Source organism: Tsuneonella litorea (assembly GCF_025154015.1).
Classification (GTDB): Bacteria; Pseudomonadota; Alphaproteobacteria; order Sphingomonadales; family Sphingomonadaceae; genus Tsuneonella; species Tsuneonella litorea.
In genome coordinates, this window is sequence record NZ_JAOAMV010000003.1 from 278,083 (window position 1) to 297,719 (window position 19,637).

The 19,637-nt window shown below is 68.8% G+C and carries 16 protein-coding genes and 1 tRNA gene; 9 read left to right on the forward strand and 8 right to left on the reverse strand.

Annotation, left to right across the window (positions count from 1 at the left end; translation table 11 throughout):
- Positions 1-15 precede the first annotated feature (15 nt).
- Together N0B51_RS07920 and N0B51_RS07925 are read left to right on the forward strand one after the other, a co-directional pair.
- Positions 16-552, forward strand: coding sequence for a hypothetical protein (locus tag N0B51_RS07920; protein ID WP_259961767.1), 537 nt, complete (start codon positions 16-18; stop codon positions 550-552).
- Between the two features lie 28 nt (positions 553-580).
- Positions 581-1,954: an SPOR domain-containing protein gene (locus N0B51_RS07925; protein WP_259961768.1), complete on the forward strand. Its 1,374-nt coding sequence runs from the start codon at positions 581-583 to the stop codon at positions 1,952-1,954.
- A 205-nt stretch (positions 1,955-2,159) separates the two neighbouring features.
- Here the strand turns inward: N0B51_RS07925 and N0B51_RS07930 are convergent, their stop codons facing one another.
- From N0B51_RS07930 to N0B51_RS07940, 3 genes are read right to left on the reverse strand one after another with little or no spacing between them, the layout of a single operon-like run.
- Entirely contained in the window at positions 2,160-2,648 is a 489-nt protein-coding gene (locus tag N0B51_RS07930) for a VTT domain-containing protein (RefSeq protein WP_259961769.1), read from the reverse strand.
- A gap of 46 nt (positions 2,649-2,694) precedes the next feature.
- Positions 2,695-3,912 (reverse strand): dihydroorotase, encoded by a 1,218-nt coding sequence (locus N0B51_RS07935; RefSeq protein WP_259961770.1) that lies wholly within the window; start codon positions 3,910-3,912, stop codon positions 2,695-2,697.
- Positions 3,909-4,943 carry an aspartate carbamoyltransferase catalytic subunit gene (locus N0B51_RS07940; RefSeq protein WP_375545942.1) on the reverse strand — a complete coding sequence of 345 codons (1,035 nt, stop codon included), beginning with the start codon at positions 4,941-4,943 and terminating at the stop codon, positions 3,909-3,911. Before N0B51_RS07940 ends, N0B51_RS07935 begins: the two co-directional genes overlap by 4 nt.
- 106 nt (positions 4,944-5,049) lie before the next feature.
- Between N0B51_RS07940 and sppA the strand changes: the two genes are divergently transcribed.
- The 7 genes from sppA (at position 5,050) to N0B51_RS07975 (ending at position 13,002) form a co-directional block, all read left to right on the forward strand.
- Positions 5,050-6,927 (forward strand): signal peptide peptidase SppA, encoded by a 1,878-nt coding sequence (sppA, locus tag N0B51_RS07945; RefSeq protein WP_259961771.1) that lies wholly within the window; start codon positions 5,050-5,052, stop codon positions 6,925-6,927.
- 76 nt (positions 6,928-7,003) lie between these two features.
- Positions 7,004-7,078, forward strand: a tRNA-Val gene (locus N0B51_RS07950).
- Between the two features lie 340 nt (positions 7,079-7,418).
- A complete protein-coding gene (locus N0B51_RS07955) occupies positions 7,419-9,032 on the forward strand; it encodes a sensor histidine kinase (RefSeq protein WP_259961772.1) in 1,614 nt (537 codons plus the stop codon).
- Position 9,033: 1 nt separating this feature from the next.
- Positions 9,034-9,648 (forward strand): response regulator, encoded by a 615-nt coding sequence (locus tag N0B51_RS07960; protein ID WP_259961773.1) that lies wholly within the window; start codon positions 9,034-9,036, stop codon positions 9,646-9,648.
- A gap of 247 nt (positions 9,649-9,895) precedes the next feature.
- Positions 9,896-10,933 (forward strand): N-acetyltransferase DgcN, encoded by a 1,038-nt coding sequence (dgcN, locus tag N0B51_RS07965; protein WP_259961774.1) that lies wholly within the window; start codon positions 9,896-9,898, stop codon positions 10,931-10,933.
- The gene (dgcA, locus tag N0B51_RS07970) at positions 10,891-11,874 is read left to right on the forward strand and encodes an N-acetyl-D-Glu racemase DgcA (protein WP_259961775.1); all 984 of its coding nucleotides are present in this window, start codon (positions 10,891-10,893) and stop codon (positions 11,872-11,874) included. Before dgcN ends, dgcA begins: the two co-directional genes overlap by 43 nt.
- Before the next feature lie 165 nt (positions 11,875-12,039).
- A complete protein-coding gene (locus tag N0B51_RS07975) occupies positions 12,040-13,002 on the forward strand; it encodes a transglutaminase-like cysteine peptidase (RefSeq protein WP_259961776.1) in 963 nt (320 codons plus the stop codon).
- An 18-nt stretch (positions 13,003-13,020) separates the two neighbouring features.
- On the opposite strand, the gene N0B51_RS07980 is transcribed toward N0B51_RS07975, so the two are convergent.
- Genes N0B51_RS07980 through N0B51_RS08000 form a run of 5 tightly spaced genes read right to left on the reverse strand, consistent with a single transcriptional unit; the run spans position 13,021 to position 19,633 of the window.
- Entirely contained in the window at positions 13,021-14,283 is a 1,263-nt protein-coding gene (locus N0B51_RS07980) for an HlyD family type I secretion periplasmic adaptor subunit (protein WP_259961777.1), read from the reverse strand.
- The gene (locus N0B51_RS07985; RefSeq protein WP_259961778.1) at positions 14,280-15,350 is read right to left on the reverse strand and encodes a cell wall hydrolase; all 1,071 of its coding nucleotides are present in this window, start codon (positions 15,348-15,350) and stop codon (positions 14,280-14,282) included. The genes N0B51_RS07980 and N0B51_RS07985 overlap by 4 nt, the downstream gene beginning before the upstream one ends.
- The gene (locus N0B51_RS07990) at positions 15,347-17,482 is read right to left on the reverse strand and encodes an ATP-binding cassette domain-containing protein (protein WP_259961779.1); all 2,136 of its coding nucleotides are present in this window, start codon (positions 17,480-17,482) and stop codon (positions 15,347-15,349) included. The genes N0B51_RS07985 and N0B51_RS07990 overlap by 4 nt, the downstream gene beginning before the upstream one ends.
- A 28-nt stretch (positions 17,483-17,510) precedes the next feature.
- Positions 17,511-18,911, reverse strand: coding sequence for a TolC family protein (locus N0B51_RS07995; RefSeq protein ID WP_259961780.1), 1,401 nt, complete (start codon positions 18,909-18,911; stop codon positions 17,511-17,513).
- 17 nt (positions 18,912-18,928) lie between these two features.
- Positions 18,929-19,633, reverse strand: coding sequence for an OmpA family protein (locus N0B51_RS08000; protein WP_259961781.1), 705 nt, complete (start codon positions 19,631-19,633; stop codon positions 18,929-18,931).
- Positions 19,634-19,637 lie beyond the last annotated feature (4 nt).

Below are 19,637 nucleotides of genomic sequence, written 5' to 3' on the forward strand. Positions count from 1 at the left end.
AAAGGCCGAACCATCATGGCCGAAGCTTCCTTCGCCTCGCTGAGCCCTTCGCTCCTCGCCCGCAAGGGCGGCGCCAAGCCGGCCATGCGGCCGCAGCACGCGGCACTGGCGGCGATGGCTGCATCCGGCCCCCAACCCGACCCCGAAAAGCTCGAGGATCTCGGCTGGAACGACATGGGCGAGAACGACGACCAGCCCGCAACGGCCGAGGTCGTCTCGTTGAGCCCGGCGGGCCGCGCTGCCGAATCAGTCGCCCAGGGCGAACCGGCCGGCGAACCCGAGGTCCTGCGCCAGCGCGATGCCTTTGCCGATCGGATCGCGAGCCGCCAGCAACCGGCCGCCCAGGCCGCAGCGCCCCGGCAAAGGCCGGTCCGCGGCGGCAATCGTGCGGCATTTACTCTGCGGCTCGACACCGACCGCCACCTCAAACTGCGCCTGGCCTGCACCGTGCGCGACTGCAGCGCGCAGGCGCTGGTGACCGAGGCGCTCGACGCCTTGCTGGGCGAGATGCCCGAACTCGAAGCGCTCGCCGCGCAGGTCAAGCGGCGCTGAACAACCGGATCGACAGGGGGAAATGACCATGAGCCGCTCCGCCAGGACCCACCGTATGCTGACGCTGGCTGCGGGCACCGCGCTCGCGTCGGCGATGCTCGGAGGCTGCACGACGCAGTCCGCACCGCGTGCCGACATTTCCGCCAGCCGCGCCGATGTCGCGCTCAAGAAGGGCAACGTGGCCGATGCCGTGGCACACGCCGAGGCGGCCGTTCTTGCCGACCCGCGCAATGCGTCATACCGCACCACGCTTGGGGCGGCATACATGGAGGCGGGCCGCTTCCTGTCGGCGCGGACCAGCTTCGACGACGCCATGGCGCTCGGCGACGAGAGCCCGCGCACAGCCCTGGGCTTTGCCCTGGCCGCGATAGCGACCGGGGACCGCGGCTCGGCGATCGAGGTGCTCGATGACTGGCAGGACGACATTCCGGCCGGCGACCTCGGCCTCGCCTTCGCCCTCGCGGGAGATACCGCGCGCGGCGTGCAGATCCTCTCGAACGCGGTGCGGGGCGGCGACAATACGCCCAAGACCCGCCAGAACCTCGCCTATGCCCTCGCGCTGAACGGCAACTGGGCCGGCGCGCGGATCATGGCCGCTCAGGACGTCCCGGCCGACCAGCTCGACGCCCGGATCTCCCAATGGGCCGCGATGGCCCAACCCGAGGAAACGCAGGCGCGCGTAGCGTCGCTGCTCGGCACGCGCGCCGTGGCCGACGGCGGGCAGCCGGCGCAGCTGGCGCTGGCCAACACGCCGTCGCACCAGCAACTGGTTGCCGAGGCGGCCGCGCTCGCGGTGCCCGCGCCGGTGGAAACCAGGCCTGTTGCCGTCGCGAACGCTGTCGGCGAGCTTCCGCCGCTGCCCATCGACGATCCCGCCCCCGTCGGGTCTGCACCCGCAATCGCCGCGGCAGCGGTGCGCGCCGATGAGGCGCATGATTTCGAGGACGCCTTCGTACCCGCCGCGCCCACTGCGGCAACGCCGGCCCGGATGATGGCCGCCGCGGTCGAGTTCGTCTCGAAACCGGTGGTTCAGAGCACCGCGCCGCGCGCCGCCAAGGCAAGGCCGGTTGCGGGCCGATCCGCCAGCTCCGACGCCCACGCCCTTGCGGCGGGGAACCACCTGGTCCAGCTCGGCTCGTTCTCGTCCGAAGCGGCCGCTGAGCGCGCATGGGGAATCTATGCCAAGCGGTTTCCCCAGCTGTCCGAGCTCGAAATGGTGATCACCAAGGCCGTCGTTCGCGGAAAGACCTACTACCGGGTTTCGGCAGGCGGGCTTGCCCGCGCCGAGGCGGGCTCTTTCTGCTCCAGCGCCAGGCGCCAGGGCCAGGGCTGCTACGCCTGGGCCGAAGGCACCCCGATGCCCGGTGCGGTCGACGCCGGTGTGCGCATGGCCCGCCGCTAACCTTTTTTCACGAGCCATCGAGGAAGGCCTCTCCCGCACGCGGGAGGGGCCTTTTTCGCATCAGCGATAGAGTATGCCGGGCGCTACCGCAAAACTTCGGCGGGATCGGACAACGGGACAACAGACGCCATTGCAAGGCCCTCCTCCCTGCACGCGCAACCCGCCCGCCGTGTCTACTCCGATTGTGCTTCCTGAAAAGGGCGATTCAAAGCATAGCGCCCGCGATCGACGAAAGCGCGACGGCGGGGAGCACGCCGACGGCGGTCGCCAGGACATAGCGCCGCGCACCGACCGCGGCGAGCGCGCAAGCGGCCGTCACCGCAAGGTGCGGAAGACCCGCGAGGCGCAAGGCCACGAGCGGCAGTATGCCGCCGCGCTGCGCCCATCCGTCGAGCTTGGCGAGGTGGTGGCCGTACCTGGTCCGTAAGGCAGTGCGCGACCCGCGTTCGAGCACTCCGTAGAGGACGAGCGAACCGATCACCGCCCCCAGGCCCACCGCCAGGATTCCCAGCGCGCCCCCGAGGAGCGCGCCCGAGGAGAAGGAGATAGGCAGCAAGGTACCGGGCACGCCCGAGGCATAGACCGATGCGGCGAGCGCAAAGAAGCCCAGCGCGACCCAGACTTCACCGAACGGCGCAGCGAGCATCGCCTGAATCGAATCCAGCGGCAGCCAGTCCACGATCGCGCTTCCCATGCACACGTATCGCGCGAACGGCGCCGGGGTTCCCCGCGAGCAGGTTCTAGAGAGCCAGACCGCCCTTGAAGAGCGCCGTGACGCGGCCTTGCGTCGGCTGCCGGTCGAACGGCGTATTGCCCGCGCTCGCCTCCATCCGGGTCGCATCGACGATCCACGGGCGGTCCGGATCGATCAGCGCGATGTCCGCTTCGGCGCCCTCGGCAAGGACGCCGGCGTTCACCCCCAGCAGGCCCGCCGGATTGCGCGCCAGAAGGTCGAACGCGCGCGGCGTGTCGATCAGCCCGTCGCGCACCAGCGTCAGCGTCATCGCGAGCAGTGTCTCGGCCCCGGCCATTCCGGGCGCGGCATCGGCGAACGGCAGCCGCTTGTCTTCCGGGCCGCGCGGATCGTGGCCGCTGGCGATCACGTCGATCGTCCCGTCCGCGATCGCCTCGCGCACGGCCTGGCGGTCGTCCTCGCTGCGTAACGGGGGCGACAGGCGCGCGAAGGTGCGAAAATCCATCGTCGCGAGATCCGAGAGCATGAAGTGCGCCGGGGTAACCCCCGCGGTCACGCGCGCGCCTCGCGCCTTGGCCGCCCGCACAAGGTCGAGCGCGGCGCGGGTGGTGACCTGGCGCAAGTGGAGCCGGGCGCCGCTCATTTCGGCCAGCGCAATGTCGCGCGCGGCGGCAAGCGCCTCCGCTTCGGCCGGCGCGCTCGGCAGGCCAAGGCGGGTGGCCATTTCTCCGGCGGTCGCAACCGCGCTGCCGACGAGACCGGCATCCTCGGGGTGGCTGACGACCACGAGGTCGAGCATCGCGGCGTACTGCATCAGGCGCAGCATCACGCCGGAATCGGCGATCCAGCGCCGCCCGGTCGCGATCCCGCGCGCACCGGCGTCCTTCATCAGCGCGATCTCGGAGAGTTGCTCTCCGCCGAGGCCGACCGTCGCGGCGGCAAGCGGATGCAGCCACAGGTCGGGCTTGCCGCTTTTCGCGATGAAGTTGACCCGTGCCGGGTAATCGAGCGGCGGGTTCTGGTCGGGCATCAGCGCCGCTCGCGTGATTCCGCCGAAGCGGAAAGCAGGCTTGTCGACGGCAAAGACCCCCAGGTCGACAAGCCCCGGCGCGACCAGCTGGCCCTTCGCCTCGACGATCTCGTCGCCGTCGCGCGGCGCGTCGAACCCCGCGATCACGCCGCCCGCCAGCCGCACAGGGACGTCGCTGACGCCCCCCGGGGTGACGACCTTGCCGCCGACGATGGTGACCGGCCCGGGGTTCATGCCTTTTCCCCCCAACCCTCGACCCCGCGCCGACGGCGGGTCAGCACATCGAGGCAGGCCATGCGGATCGCGACGCCCATTTCGACCTGTCGGGTTATGATCGACCGGTCGAGCATGTCGGCAACGTCGCTGTCGATCTCGACCCCGCGGTTCATCGGCCCCGGATGCATGACGATCGCGTCCGGCGCCGCCTTCGCCAGCCGCGCGGCGGTAAGCCCGTACAGGTGATGGTATTCGCGCGGGCTCGGCACGAACTGCCCGCTCATTCGCTCGGTCTGCAGGCGCAGCATCATCGCGACGTCAGCACCCGCGAGCGCCTCGTCGAAATCAGTATAAGCGGCAGCGCCCATGGCCTCGACGTGGCTGGGCATGAGCGCGGGCGGCGAGCAGACCCGGACGCTGGCGCCCATGGCCTGGAGGCAAAGCACGTTCGAACGGGCGACCCGGCTGTGGAGGACGTCGCCGCAGATGGTCACCGTCAGGCCGGTGAAGTCCTCGGCCGCGTGGCCCCGTTCCCGCAGCGCATGGCGCAGGGCGAGTGCATCGAGCAGCGCCTGGGTCGGGTGCTCGTGCTGGCCGTCGCCCGCATTCAGAACCGGGCAATCGACTTCGTCGGCGATCAGCGCAGTCGCCCCGCTCGACCCGTGACGGATGACGATCGCGTCGGGCCGCATGGCATTGAGCGTGATCGCGGTGTCGATCAGCGTCTCGCCTTTCTTCACCGAACTTTGCGCGGCGTGCATGTTGACGACGTCGGCACCCAGCCGCTTTCCCGCGATCTCGAAGCTGAGCAACGTGCGCGTCGAGTTCTCGAAAAAGGCGTTGATCACGGTCAGGCCGGCCAGCAGGTCGACGTGCTTGGCGGCCCGCCGGTTCATTTCGACCCACTGTTCGGCCTCGTCGAGCAGGAACAGGATCTCGTGCCGTTCGAGCTGGCCGATCGCCAGCAGGTCGCGATGTGGGAACGCACGCGAGCCCGTGGGATAGCGCCCGGCCGCTCCATGATTTTCCGCCGATGTCATTGAAGCCATGCCCTTGGTCGAACCCCGTATGCCGGTCAAGTGCAATCGGGTGGCATTGCAGCCCCGCAATCCCTAGATCGGCGGCGACGGAATCTTCGAGGGGATCACCCAACCAATGTCGTTCGCCCGCAAGGTCTGGCACCTGATCGTCGCCGTGAAGGACGGCCTCAGCCTGGTGTTCATGCTGCTGTTCTTCTTCGCGCTCTATGCGCTGCTCACTGCGCGGCCCAGTCCCGCGGCGGTGCGCGATGGGGCGCTGCTGCTGAAGCTCGATGGTGTCGTGGTCGAGGAGAAGAGCCGCATCGATCCCCTTTCGGTGATCCTTTCGGGCACCGCGCCGACCGGCGAATACGATGTCCAGCAACTCGTCCATGCCATCAACGAGGCCGCGACCGACGACCGGATCAAGGCGGTCGTGCTCGACCTCGGCGGGTTCATGGGCGGCGGACAGGTCCACCTCCAGGACATCGGCGCCGCGCTCGACCGGGTGCGCGCGGCGGGCAAGCCGGTGCTCAGCTGGGCGACCGTCTACACCGACGATTCGCTGATGCTCGCCAGTCACGCGAGCGAGGTCTGGGTCGATCCGCTTGGCGGCGCGGTCGTGCTCGGCCCCGGCGGCAATCGCCTCTATTACGGCAGCCTGCTCGAAAAGCTCGACGTGAACGCGCGGGTCTACAAGGTCGGCACCTACAAGAGCGCGGTCGAACCCTGGATCCGCGACGGGATGTCCGATCCCGCGCGCGAGAACTACGCCCAGCTTTACGGATCGCTGTGGTCCGAATGGCAGGCCCATGTTCAGAAGGCCCGGCCGCAGGCCAAGCTCGCCCTGCCGAGCCAGCAGCCCGCGCAATGGCTCGCGGCCGCCGGGGGCGATGCGGCGACGGCCGCGAAGTCGGCGGGGCTCGTCGACACCCTCGGCGACCGGGTGGCGTTCGGCCGGCGCGTTGCCGAGATCGCCGGCGAAGACCGCTGGGACGACAAGCCCGGCGCCTTCGCCTTTACCGAGCTCGAACCCTGGCTCGCCGACAACCCGCTGCCCGACGACGGCGATGCCATCGGCGTTGTCACCATCGCGGGCGAGATCGTCGACGGCGAGGCGGGTCCGGGCACGGCTGGTGGGGACCGTATTGCCGAAGTGCTCGACAAGGCGCTGTCGGACAACCTCAAAGGGCTGGTGGTCCGCGTCGATTCGCCAGGCGGTTCGGTACTCGCGAGCGAGGAGATCCGCCGCGCGATCCTGCGGCACAAGGCGCGCAAGATTCCCGTCGCGATATCGATGGCCAACGTTGCCGCCAGCGGCGGCTACTGGGTTTCCACCCCGGCGGACCGGATCTTCGCCGAGCCCGAGACGATCACCGGGTCGATCGGCATCTTCGCGGTCATCCCGACCTTCGAGCGGGCGGCGGCGAACTGGGGCGTCAATGCCGATGGGGTCAAGACCACGCCGCTGTCGGGACAGCCCGACCTTATCGGCGGCTTGCCGCCCGAGGCGGATGCGGTGATGCAGTCGTACGTCGAGAACGGGTACGCCGACTTCATCCAGCGCGTCGCCCGGTCGCGCAAGATGACCCCGGCGCGGGTCGACGCGGTCGGCCAGGGACGGGTGTGGGATGGCGGCACGGCGCGCCAGATCGGCCTCGTCGACCAGTATGGCGGGCTCGAAGACGCGCTTGCGTGGGTGGCCGCACAGGCCAAGCTCGAACAAGGCGAATGGCACGCGCGGTTCCTCGGCGACGATTCAAGAACGGGCGACACCCTTCTGCGCAAGCTGCTGCTGGGCGACGAAGCCCGGCGTTCGTCGGGTCACGACCTGGCGGGCCTGTTCGCGCTTCGCCAGGATGCCATGGTGGCCCAGCTGACGAGCGATCTCGAGCGGCTGCTGGGGGTCAAGGGGATGCAGGCCTACTGCCTCGAATGCGCGCCGATCCAGCGCCAGGCGGCGCCGCGACGGACGCAAGGGTGGTTGGCCGGCCTTGTCCGGTTCTTCGAATGAAGGCGGCAACGCGCTTGCCAAGCGCCCGGCGCGGTGGCAAAGGCGCGCCGCTGTCCGCCCGCAAGGGACCAAGGACGGGCGCGTAGCTCAGCGGTAGAGCACACCCTTCACACGGGTGGGGTCACAGGTTCAATCCCTGTCGCGCCCACCATCCTTCCCGTCGATTGCCGGGCGGATGGAACTTCGTCATCCGATCAGGGTGCGCTGCAAGCAGGCCTGCGATGGCCCCTGCGGCTGCAGAGCGATCCTCCGGAAGGCTCGACTGTGCCGGGCAAGGTATCCCCGATCGAGGAGACGGCCGGCCGCGGGCGGGAACGGGAGGGGGGTAAGACGCCCGCCGATCGCACCGACCGGCTCCCGTCCTTGCAACGCACATCGCGCAAATCGCGTTCCCCGCTCGGTGCCGCGCAAACTCGCGCGCGCATCACGAACGATTGTGCATTTTCCGGTCAAGACGATATGAGAGAACCTGTTTGGGGGGGCGCCGATCAGTGCTGGCGAATTCGTTCCGGAACCGTATCGCCCGCGTCATCGCGGCGCTCAGGTTCGTTCTCGCTGCAGTCTTTCTTGTCGCGCTCGCCGCAGACCCGAGCCAGCCTACCCGGTACGTCCCGCTCGGCTACGCGCTGCTGATCGGATACGTCCTGACCTCTGCCATCCTGCTGCGCATCGCGTGGATCAGCTGGTGGCACGATTTTCGCCTGTCCGGCCCCGCGTTCGCGCTCGACGTGACGGTGTTTTCGCTGTCGGTCTGGTTCACCGAGAACCCGGCGATCAATTTCAACAGCCCGTTCACCGCCTTCTTCTTCTTCCTGATGTATGCTGCTGCGCTGCGCTGGAACTGGCGGATCACCGCGCTGTCGGCGGTCGTCACCGCCACTGCATACCTGCTTGCCGGGATAGCCTTGCAGATCCAGGGACAGGACATCGACATCCAGGTGTTCCTGCGCCGGTTGAGCTACATGGGCGTCATCGCGGTGGCGCTCATCCTGTTCGGGATGCAGTCTCGCTCGGGCCGCCGGGAACCGCCCTCCGGCGATCTCGTGAGGTTCGACCGGCTGGAAGCGGCGGCTCGCTATGTCGCCCGCCTGCTCGGCGCGCGTACCGTCGCGATCGTCTGGGAACCGAACGAGGAACCGGCCACTGCCGTGATCCTGCGCGAGGGGCTGCGCGAGACCCATCGCCTGGTCGAATTTCCGAGGCAAGATCAACCGCTCGTCCAGCTGTTCGAGCTTTCGCGCGGCCGGTGCCTGGCGCTGCAGTCCGACGATGGCCGCATCTCGGTTGGCAATCCGCCGCCTGATGACGGTCTCATGGCTCTCGCCGACGTCGACGAAGGTCTTTGCGCCGCGCTGCGATCGGGGCAGGGATCGCGCGGTCAGCTGATCGCCGGCGACATCGACGACCTGGCCGTCGACGATCTTTCCCGCTTTCACGAAATCGCCCGCGAGGTGGTGTCGCTCATCGAGGAACGCACCCTGGCTGAATTCGAACGCAACCGGGCGATAGTGCAGACGCGCGAAGCGCTCGCCCGGGACGTCCATGACAGCGTCGCCCAGGCCCTCGCCGGGGCTACTTTCGGGATCGAGGCGCTGCGCCTCACGATCCCCGAGGACGCGCAAGAATCCCGACGGCTGGCCGCCGACCTCAAGGCGACCCTGCGCGAAGAGCAGACCCATATCCGGGGGGTGATCGACCGCCTGCGGTCGGGTCCATCCGACACCCGGAAGACCGACCTTGCCGAAGAGCTGGCCAGCGCGGTGGAGGAATGCCGGGGGCGCTGGGGGGTCGAGATTCGCCTGGCGGACAGGGGAAAATCGATCATCGGCGCGCCGCTCGCGTTCGAATGCCGCCAGATCGTGCGCGAAGCCGTGTCGAACGCGGTGCGGCACGGCGGCGCGACCTGCATCGAGATCGAGGCCACCGCCGCCGACGGCCATCTGACGCTGGCGATCGCCAACGACGGGACCCCGTTCGGAGAAGACGAGGAAAAGGCCCAGCCCCGGACGATCCGCGAACGGGCGGAGCGCCTCGGTGGGCGGTTCGCGGTGCAAAGCGGAACTCCGGCTCGCATCCGCGTCGACTTGCCGCTAGGAAGATCGTGAGATGAAGATCCTGATTGCTGACGACCACCCGCTGATCCGTTCCGGTGTCTCGAGCGTGCTTGCGCTGGGGGGATATCCCGACGTCATTTCCGCCGCCGATGGAGAGGCCGCGCTCGCGGCGATCGGCGAGCACGCGCCGGACATCGCCATCCTCGATATCCGAATGCCCCAGGCCAGCGGCATCGATGTCCTGCGCGCCCTGCACGAGAGCGCAAGCCCGGTGCGGGTCGTGCTGCTCACCGCAGACATCATGGACGAGCAGCTTCTCGACGCCCTACGGTACGGGGTCTGTGGCATCCTCTTCAAGGACGGTGCCGAGGATCGGCTGATCGAGTGCATCGGCCAGGTGAGCGCCGGCCAGCGATACATCGACCGCGAACTGACCGAACGCGCGCTTTCGGCGTCGCTGCGGTCCCCCAGGGATTCGCTCACGGGGCTGACCCCGCGCGAACGCGAACTTGCCGGGCTGGTCGCCAAGGGCCTTCGCAATCGCGAGATCGCCGAAAGGATGGCGGTGACCGAAGGAACCGTGAAGGTATACCTCAACACCATCTACACCAAGCTCGGGATCGGGAATCGCACCGCGCTGGCGCTGCTGGTGACGGCCCAGGGATAGGTTGGCGCTCCCCCGGACACAGCCTCGCGATCCGCGGCGGCGCCCCGGCGACGGGCCCGCTGTACCGCATCGACGTTCGCGATGAACCTGCGCCACAGGACCGGCCGCCGATGGCACACGGGATCGATTTCCTCCGTGCGCTCGCAATACGGATCGAGGAAAGCTCGGACCGCCCATAACCCGGCGTTATTGCCGGCCATTCAAGCCGTATGCCGCAATCCGGACCTCCGGGCGTAAGGTGGGGACAATGACGATCCCGGGACCATACCTGCTGTATCTCGGCGACACGACCGATCCCGCGAGCATCAAGACCTCGCGCGGTTTGGCGGTGTTTCGCGGGGACGATTGCGTCGGGGAATACCGCCACGACGGTTGTCCGCTGACGGTCGGCCTGCCCCGCTTGACCATGGCGGAAGGCGCCGCTGCCGGCGCGCGGACGCTGGTGCTCGGCATCGCCAATCCGGGCGGGATCATGGAACCGGCGCTCATCGCCGACGCGCGCGCGGCGCTCGAGGCGGGCATGAACGTCGCCTCTGGCCTCCATCAGCGGCTCAATCACGTCCCGGCGCTCGTGGCGCTCGCAGGCGACAAGGGTCTTGCCCTGTTCGACGTCCGCGATCCCCCGGCTGACCTGCCGGTCGGCACCGGCCGCCCCCGCGCCGGGCGCCGGTTGCTGACCGTCGGCACCGACTGTTCCGTGGGCAAGATGTATGCCTCTCTCGCCCTGGTCGCGGGTTTGCGCGCGCGCGGGGCCCGGGCGGAGTTTCGCGCCACCGGCCAGACCGGTATTCTCATCGCCGGCAGCGGCGTGCCGGTAGACGCGGTCGTCGCGGATTTCATCTCGGGCGCAATCGAGCAACTCGCCCCCGCTCGCGACGACGACGGCTGGGACGTGATCGAGGGACAGGGTTCGCTGTTCCATCCCTCGTTCGCCGGCGTGTCGACGGGTCTGCTTCACGGCGCCCAGCCAGAGGCCCTGGTGCTGTGCCACGACCCGTCGCGGGCTGCGGTGCGCGGCCTGCCCGAGCGGCGGCTGCCCGGCCTCGCCGAATGCCTTGCCGCGAACCTTCAGGTCGCACGGCTGACGAGCCCGCGGGTTCGCGCAGCCGGCGTGTGCCTCAACACATCGCGCTTTGCCGAAAACGAAGCCCTTCGGCTTTGCCGCGAGGCCGAACAACTGCTCGGCCTGCCCTGCAGCGACCCTCACCGCTTCGGCGTGGAGGCCATCGTCGACGATCTGCTGTGCCACGAACGCTCCGCGCCCGCGCCGACCGCTTCGCGCTGAAGCGGCCCTTCCGCATTTCCCGCGGGACCAGGCTCGAGGCCGAGGTGGTGACGGTCGAGATCGCGCAAGGCGACGCAACCGGGCGCGGCGAAGGCGTGCCTTACCCCCGGTATGGAGAGAGCGCGGAAAGCGCGCTGGCAGAGATCGCGGCCGCGCGTGACCTGGTCGAGGCAGGTGCGACCCGAACGCAGCTGCTGACGGCGATGCGGGCGGGCGCCGCGCGCAACGCCATCGATTGCGCGCTCTGGGATCTCGAAGCGAAGACGACCGGCAGAAGCGTCGCCGCCATGATCGGCGCCCCTTCGCCCGCCCCGGTGACCACGGCGTTGACCGTGGGAATCGATACGCCCGAGGATATGGCCCGCGCCGCGGCGGCCATCTCCGCCGTCCCGCTCATCAAGGTGAAAGTCGATGCGAGCGATCCACTGGCGATGATCCGCGCGGTTCGCGGAGCGGCGCCGGAGGCTACAATGATCGTCGATCCCAACGAAAGCTGGGACGAGCCGCTCGTCCGCGCCGCGATGCCGGTACTGACCGAATGCCGGGTTGCCGTACTCGAGCAGCCGTGCCGGGCGGAGGACGACGACTGGCTGGCCGGTTTCCGCGGGTCGGTGCCGATCTGTGCCGACGAATCGGTGCACACCGCGGACGACCTCGACCGGGTGGCCGCGCGCTACCAGGCGATCAACGTCAAGCTCGACAAGACCGGCGGGCTAACCGAGGCGCTGGAACTCGCGAGGGACGCGCGCAACCGCGGGCTGAAGCTGATGAGCGGCTGCATGGTCTGCTCCTCGCTCGGCATCGCCCCTGCGTTCTTCATTGCCCAGACCGCCGACTGGGCCGACCTCGACGGGCCGCTCTGGCTGGCTCAGGACCGGCCGGGCGGGGTCGCCGAGAGAGGCGGATTTCTGCATCCCGCCGAGAGTGGATTCTGGGGCTGAGGCGCAGCCCGCGCCATTAGGGGTGCGGCCATGGAACCGTCGCTAACCGAGCGGGCTTTCGTCCCGTCAGGGCGCGTACCACCGCTCCAGCGCCCCCGTTCGTAACATCGTCGTTAACCCCGTTTCGAGACCGGACCCTTACGCCCGCCCATTATCCGGGGTGGCATGCGAAAGGGCCAGAACCTCCGCCTGCCATCCAGCCGCCGGGTCGTCGCCGGGCTGTCGGCGCTTGCCCTCGGCAGTCTCGCGGCACCGGCCCAGGCCGCGATTCCCGCGATCATGCTGCCGGCATTTGTCGACGGCCTGTCGGGGTGCCCGATCAGCGCGCAACCGCTTGCCCCTGCCCTGGCACCGCCGCCCGCGCTCACCAAGACGGCGGCGCTGCTTGGCGGGGCTCCGAGTGCGCTCGACGCGATCCGGGCGCAGCAAGCGGTCCTCGCCCCGGGGCCTGCAGCCCCGGCCACCCTGCTGGCCGATGCCACGATAGACCTGCCCGCACTGACCCCCGGGATCGACGCCTCGGCCCCGCTCTCGCCAGCCTGCGCGGGGCTCGTCGCCAGCCGCGCCTCGCCGCTTCCGGGACTGGGGGCGCCGCAAGCGACCGCGCCCGTCGGTCCGGACGATTTCCTCGCCAGCAAGCGGGTCCGGATCGGCCGCACCAATTTCGACAGGGACTGGAAGCGGGTGCGCGGCGAGACGATTTCGGCCGGACAGCTCAAGCGCACCCTGGGCGCCCTTCCGGCGAGCACGTCCGATTCGCTCGCGGCGGTCAATCGCTGGGTGAACCACCGCATCGCCTATACCGAGGATCGCGAGCAGTTCGGGGTCGCAGATTACTGGGCCGGTGCGCGCAAGACCCTCAAGTCCGGCAAGGGCGATTGCGAGGACATCGCGCTGACGAAGATGCAACTGCTCGCCGCCGCCGGCGTGCCGCGCGACGCGATGATCCTCACGATCGCACGCGACCTCGTGCGCAATGCGGACCACGCGGTGCTGATCGTGCGCACCGAAGCCGGGTATCGATTGCTCGACAACGCGACCGACGAGGTGCTCGATGCGGCCCCGCAGCACGATTACCGCGCGATCCTGAGCTTCGGCGACGAGGGCCGCTGGCTGCACGGGGTCTGACGTGCCGCACGCGGCGGATCACCGCTCGGTCAGCGCGGTGTCGAAGGCTTTCTCGATCGGTTTCAGCAGGTAGGTCAGAATGCTGCGGCGGCCGGTGATGATCTCGACGTCGCAGATCATGCCCGGCACGATCGGCAGCCGCTGCCCCCCCTTGGTGATGTAGGACCGGTCGGTTTCGATCAGTACCGTGTAATAGGCCTGCCGCTCCGCCTCGTCGAAGATGCTGTCGGCCGAAACCTGCTGCACCTTGCCCCGCAGACCCCCGAAGATCGAGAAATCGTAGGCCGTGACCTTCACGTTGGCGGTGTCGCCGACCTTTATGAAGGCGATGTCGCTGGGCGCAATGCGGGCCTCGACGAGCAGCTTGTCGCCCACCGGAATGACCTGCATGATCTTTTCGCCGGCGTTGACGAACCCGCCGACTGTGGTGATCTGCACGTCGTTGACGATCCCGTCGCTCGGCGCGCGCAGTTCATTGCGCTCCTGCCGGGCGGCCGCACCCCGTATTGTCTGCTCGTTGACCGCGATCCGGGTCTGCAACTCGCTGCGTTCGTTGAGCGCCTGCTGGCGAAAGTCGAGCCGCGCCGCGTTGAGGTCGGCCTGCGCCTGGCTGATCCCGGCGGCGGCGCGGGCAGCCGCCTGGCGCGCCGCAGAGAGCCGTCCCTGCGTGTCGACCAGGTCGCGCTGCGCCTGCAGCAGCTCCGTCTGCGGAACGATGCCCTTGGCGGCGAGCGGAGTGAGCATGTCGACCTGCTCGCGCGCCAGCCGGACGCTGTCCTGCAGCGACGCCGCGGTCGCCTGCGCCTCGCTGAGGTCGCGGCGGCGCTGTTCGACTGCCGCGGCCAGCGCGTTCTGGCGCGACCGCTGGGTGGCGATGCGGGCCTGCTGGAGCTGGCGTTCCTCCGCGCAATCCGCCCCTTCGCACCCGAGCGCGCCGCCGCCGGCCTCGCCCTGCAGGCGGTCGGCGCGGATCGCGAGCCGCTCGGTCTCGGCCTTGAGCTGGCCGAGTTCGGATTCCGACTGTGCGTCGTCGAGGCGAACGAGCAGTTGCCCCTTCTTCACCGACTGGCCGCCGCGCACGAGGATTTCCTCGATCACGGCGGGCGCGGCCGGCTGGACGAGCTGCGCCTTGCTCGACGGGATGACCTTGCCCATGCCGCGGGTCACCTGGTCGACCTGCGCGAACGCGGCCCATGCGACGACCAGCAGCAGTCCCACCGCGGAAATGAAGATCAGCCGCCTGCTCGCATCCCAGTTTGCATACCGTTCGCGCAGTGTCACGCAGCCGGTTCCTTCGCCGGGACGCTCTCGGCCACGCCCACCCCGGCGGCGTGCGGCGCGTTCGCCTGATTGGTGATCGTGCTCTTGTAGGAATTGCTGAGTTCCGACGGGTCGGGGATCGACATGCGCCACGCCGTCGTCGTGTCCAGCCGGCCGCCGACGTCGATCGGCGCGTGGCGGTCCTTCGCGTCGGGAACGACCGTCAGCCCCGGCACGAACGCCATCTCCGGCTCCGCCTCGATGCCGTCGACGCGCGCGTCCAGCGCGGCCCGAAGCCGGCCAAAGTCGAGCGCAGGGATCCGCTCGATGCCGGCCCAGTGGTCGCCGAACGCACCCGCGCTGCCAACCCTGCCCGGCAGACGGTAGAAAATATGGCGGCCGATCTTGGTCAGCTTGCCAAGGGTGAACGCCCAGCGCGGCACGACGTAATCGGCGTGGTAATTCGTCGCGGTCCCGACCTCGGGTTCAACCTGTCCGGCAAGCGCAGCGGCGGCCACACGCCGCGATTCCCCCCACTGCCGGGCCATGGGCGCGCGCAGCAGCGACCCGTCGCAGGTGAAGCTGAACTGGCACACCGGCGCGTTCGCGCCTTCGTAGACGACCCCGCACACCGAATTGGGATAGGCCGGGTGCCGCAGCCGGTTGATCACGACCTGGGCCACGGCGCGCTTGCCCGTTTCCGGCTCGTTCGCCGCCTCGTAGTAGATCGCCTGCGTCATGCACTTGAGCGCATTCGCATAGGCGGTCGAGCTCGTGCCGATCTCGGTAAAGGCCGGCAACCGCCCCACCGGCAAGTCGCTCGTGGGGATGAGCGCGTTTCGCTCGATCGCACTAACCCCGGTGACGACGGTCGCCTGGTCGGTGCCGGTCGACATCGTCGCGATCTGCCGGCGGACCGTGTCGCTGACGGGGACGGCGGCGCTCGCCGCCCGCTCCGGCGGCACGAAGGACGACGCACCCAGCGCGCCGGTGACCGCCAGAAGCGCCAGGACGACACGCGCGCCGATACGGCGCTGCGCCCTGCCTTCATCCGGCTCGAGGGCCGCATCGATGGTCTGCGCGTTCATGCCGGCTTCCCTGCAACGCCCGAGCGGGCGATCACGTCCTCTATCGGACCGTCGGCAACCACGCGCCCGTTGTCGAGTACGATCAGGCGCTGGCAGACCGCGAAAAGCGCCGGACGGTGGGTCGAAATGACCAGGGTCTGCCCGTCCGTCATGGATTGGGACAGACGCTCGACGAAAAGTTGCTCGGTCTGCGCGTCCATCGCCCCGGTGGGCTCGTCGAGGAACAGCAGTTCGCACGGCGTCACGAGCGCGCGCGCGAGCGACAGGAACGATCGCTGGCCGCCCGACAGGCGGCGCCCATTTTCGCCCACCGCCCGGTCGAACCCGCCCGCATCGCGCGACAGGAACTGGTCCGCGCCGGTCGATCGCAATGCGGCGACGAGCTGCTCGTCGCTCACGTCGCGGCGCCCCAGCGAGAGGTTGTCCTTGACCGAGCCGGTGAACAGCGCCCCGTCCTGCCCGACGAAGCGGAACGCCTCGCGCAGCTGCTGCGGGCGGTACTGGCGGCTGTCCACCCCGTCGACCAGCATCGCTCCGTCGGTCGGCGCGTAGAGGCCGCAGAGCACCCGTCCCAGCGTCGACTTGCCCGACGCGACCCGGCCCACCACCGCGATCTTCTCCCCCGGCTCGATCGTGATGTTCAGCCCGTCGAGCGCCGACCGCTCGGTTTCGGGATAGCGGAACGACAGGTTCTCGAGCTGGATGGTGGGCCGTTCGATCCGCCCCAGGGTGAGCGTTCCCGTTCGGCGGCGCTCGTCGTCGCCCTCGAACAGCCGCTCGATGCTGTCGAGCGTTTCCTGGGCCTGCCGGCCGCGGGTCAGCAGGAAGGCGATCTGGCCCGCCGGGGCGAGCGAGCGCGACGCGAGCATGACCACCGCAATGATCGCGCCCATCGTGATCTTGCCCGCCGCGAACAGGTAATACCCGCCGATCACCAGCGAGACGGTCGAAACCTGCTGGAAGGTCTGGGCAAGGCTGATCGCCAGCGTATTGATGTGCTTGAGGCGCTGCTGCGAATGAACGCCGACCTCGGCAAGTCGCCGCCAGCGTCCGATCATACCGCCCTCGCCCCCTAGGCTCTTGAGGGTTTCCATGCCGGTCAGCGATTCGACCAGCAGCGTCTGCTGCAGACCGACGTCGGCCTGGGCGTCCTGCGCGGCGTCGACGACGCGCTTCTGCAGCCTCCAGCCAGCGATCGCCATCGCGACGATGATCACCAGCGGCACCAGCGCCAGCCATCCGGCGATGATCGCGATCACCCCGACGAATACGAACAGGAAGAACACGTCCACGATCAGCACGATCGTGGTCGATGCGAAGAAATCGCGCACGGTCGCGTATTCTGACACCCGCGCGGCGAGCGCGCCGGTATGCCCCTTGCGGCTGTCGAGCGGGGCGGCGAGCAGGCGGGAAAAGATCTTCTGCGACAGCTTGAGGTCGAGCCGCCGCGACACTTCGTCGATCACCTCGGTCCGTGCGCGTCGCAGCATGAACTCCAGACCGAACGCGATCGCGACGCCGAGCGCCAGGACCCACAGCGTCGATTGCGCCCGATTGGGAATGACCCGGTCGTAGACGTTCATCGAGAACAGCGGCAGCGCCACCGCGAGCAGGTTGATCACCGCCGAGGCGACGAAGACGGGGGTGAAGGAGGGGAACTCCTTGCGCAATTCGCCCCAGAACCAGTGGCCGCGGCCCTTGGCGTGCCATGGAGCCTCGTCCTCGCGCTGCTTGTCGGGGTCGCCGTAGACCGAGATGAAGCGGGTGATCGGCACCGACTTGAGGTCGGCACGACGCTCCCAGGCTTCACCCGTGTAGGGACGCCAGAGAAGGACATCGCCTTCGCGCACGTCGAGCGCGACCGCGAACTCGCCGGGCGCGAACTCGACCAGCGCCGGGTATTCCGAAGCAAGCGCGGGCAGGCGTCGGCGCAAGTGCGGTTCGAACGCGAGGTCGGCGATCTCCAGCGCCGCATCGGCCTGGTGCCCGGGAAGACGCCCCGCCGCGTCACGCGGCAGGTAGTCGAGCCGCGTGACGTCGAGCGGCGGCCCGAGCCTCCGCGCGAGTTCGAGCACGCACTCGACCAGCGGGTCGGCGGTGGCGCCCTCGATCGATTCGCCTTCGATCATCATTCCTGTGTCCGTGCGACCGGTCCCGCCCCTAGTTCGGATAGACGCGGCGCTGCACTTCTGCGGGCGCCGGCGGGCCGAAGTCGAACCGGGTACGCTCATCCATGCCCGCCCCCGCGCCCGGAGCGATCTGGAGCGCGTCGAGCAGCGTGTTGGTGGCGGCAAGCGTCTGGTATTGCGCGAACAACTGCGAGAACCGCGAGGTTTCGAGCCGCACCTGCGTGTTGTAGCGGGTATTCTGCGCGTCCAGCACGTCGAGTAGCGAGCGGCGTCCGACGTTGAACTGGCTGCGATAGGACAGCAGCAGGTCGTCGCTGACCTGGCTCTGCCGCTCGACCTTGTTCACGATGTCTGACTGCGAATTCATCGTCGTCCAGGCGGTGCGCACGTCGGCTTCGGCATCGCGCTGCATCTCGTGCAGGCGATACCGGCTCTGGCTCGCCCGGCGGACCATTTCCTGGACCTTGGCCCGGTTGATGCCGCCGTCGAATATGTTCCAGCGCATCACCGCGCGCGCCTGCAAGTCGTTGGTCTCACCGCGGAAACCGTCGATGTCATCGCCATACCGGCCGCGCAGTTCGACCCCGATCGTGGGATAGAGATCGCCTTCGGCCGACTTGACCATCGCGGTCGCCGCATCGACGTCGGCCATCGCCTCGCGGACCTTCGGGTGACGGGTTCGCGCAAGGCCAACCGCCTGGTCCAGCGTGGCCGGCAGCGCCGCGGCGAGGTTGGGCGGCAGCGCGACCTGCGTGATGTCGAGCCCGGTCAGGCGCTGGAGATTGATCATCGCGTCCTGCAGGTCCTGCTGCGCCTCGATCTGGCGGACGAGCGCGGCCTGCAGCCGTTCTTCGGCCTGCTGCCGATCGGCGATGCTGATCGAACCTTGTTCGACCCCCTTGCCGAGATCTCCCACGAGCATCTGGTGGAACGTGACGTTATCTGCCGAAGCCGCCGCGACGCGTTGCTGCAGCAGCACGTCGAAGTACTGCCGCGCGATCTGCAGTGCGACGAATTCGGACCGCTCAACCACGCGCAGCGACGCGCCGTCGACGCGGGCAGCCTGCCGCAGCAGTTCGCCCCGCCGCCGGCCGAAGTCGATCAGCGTCCAGTCGACGACCCCGCCGACCTCGAGCGGGTAGAGCTCCTGATTGGCGATGCCGAGGTTGCGACGGGTCGCGTTCTCGAGCCGGCGAACGCCGGCAGACGCCTCCAAATCCACTCGCGGCGCATACAGCCCCTGCGCCTGCTTGCGCTCGAACTGGATCGCCTCGGTGTTCATCTGGGCCTGGATAATCTCCGGGTTGGCCTGCATCGCCACGGCGACGGCCTCCTGAAGCGTGGTCGGGCCGCCGGCTTCCTGCGCCAATGCCGCGGGGGCAGCCGACGCCAGCAGGATCGCGGTGGCGATCGATAGTGTAAGATTGCGCATAGTAACCCCTCGAACTGTTACCGGACACCGATTTCAACGCGGCGGTTTTGCGGATTGCGAACCCCGTCTTCGGTCGGGACTCGCGGCTCTTCCTCGCCGCGCGCCGCGGTCGTGATCGCGGATTGCGGCACCCCCATCGATGCCATCAGCGATGCGACGGCCTGGGCGCGGCGCTGGGACAGGCCCATGTTGTAGGCATTGCTGCCGGCCCGGTCGGTGTGCCCGACGACCTCGAACGCGGTCCAGCGGCACGCCGCAGCATTCTTCGAGACAAACTCGATGGTCTGCGTCGCGTCGGCTGGCGGAGTTGCGGAATCGAATTCGAAGAAGACGATCCCCGGAATTCTCTGATTGCAGATCTCGGCTGGCGGCCCCGCCACGACCGGAGGCGGAACGGGCGCCATCGGAGCCGGCACCCGGTTCATCATCCGGGCTGCAAGCTCACATTTCCCGATGCTCGTTTCATCGCGCGTAGATGATTTCAGAAAGCCCAGCGCGATGCCGCACTGCGCCTTTGCCTCATTCGCCCAGACGAACCGGGGATTGTTCGCCGACACGATCGCCGGGTCGCTCGAAAGTGCCAGCGCCGCGTCGTAGCGTTGCTGGATTTCGGCTCGCAGCGAGCCCAGGTCCAGTCCGGACAGCGAACCATCCTGCGCCTGGCCCGGCGCTGCGATCACCGCAATGGCTACCGCAGCCGTCGTTACTAGCGTCTTTCTCATCGTT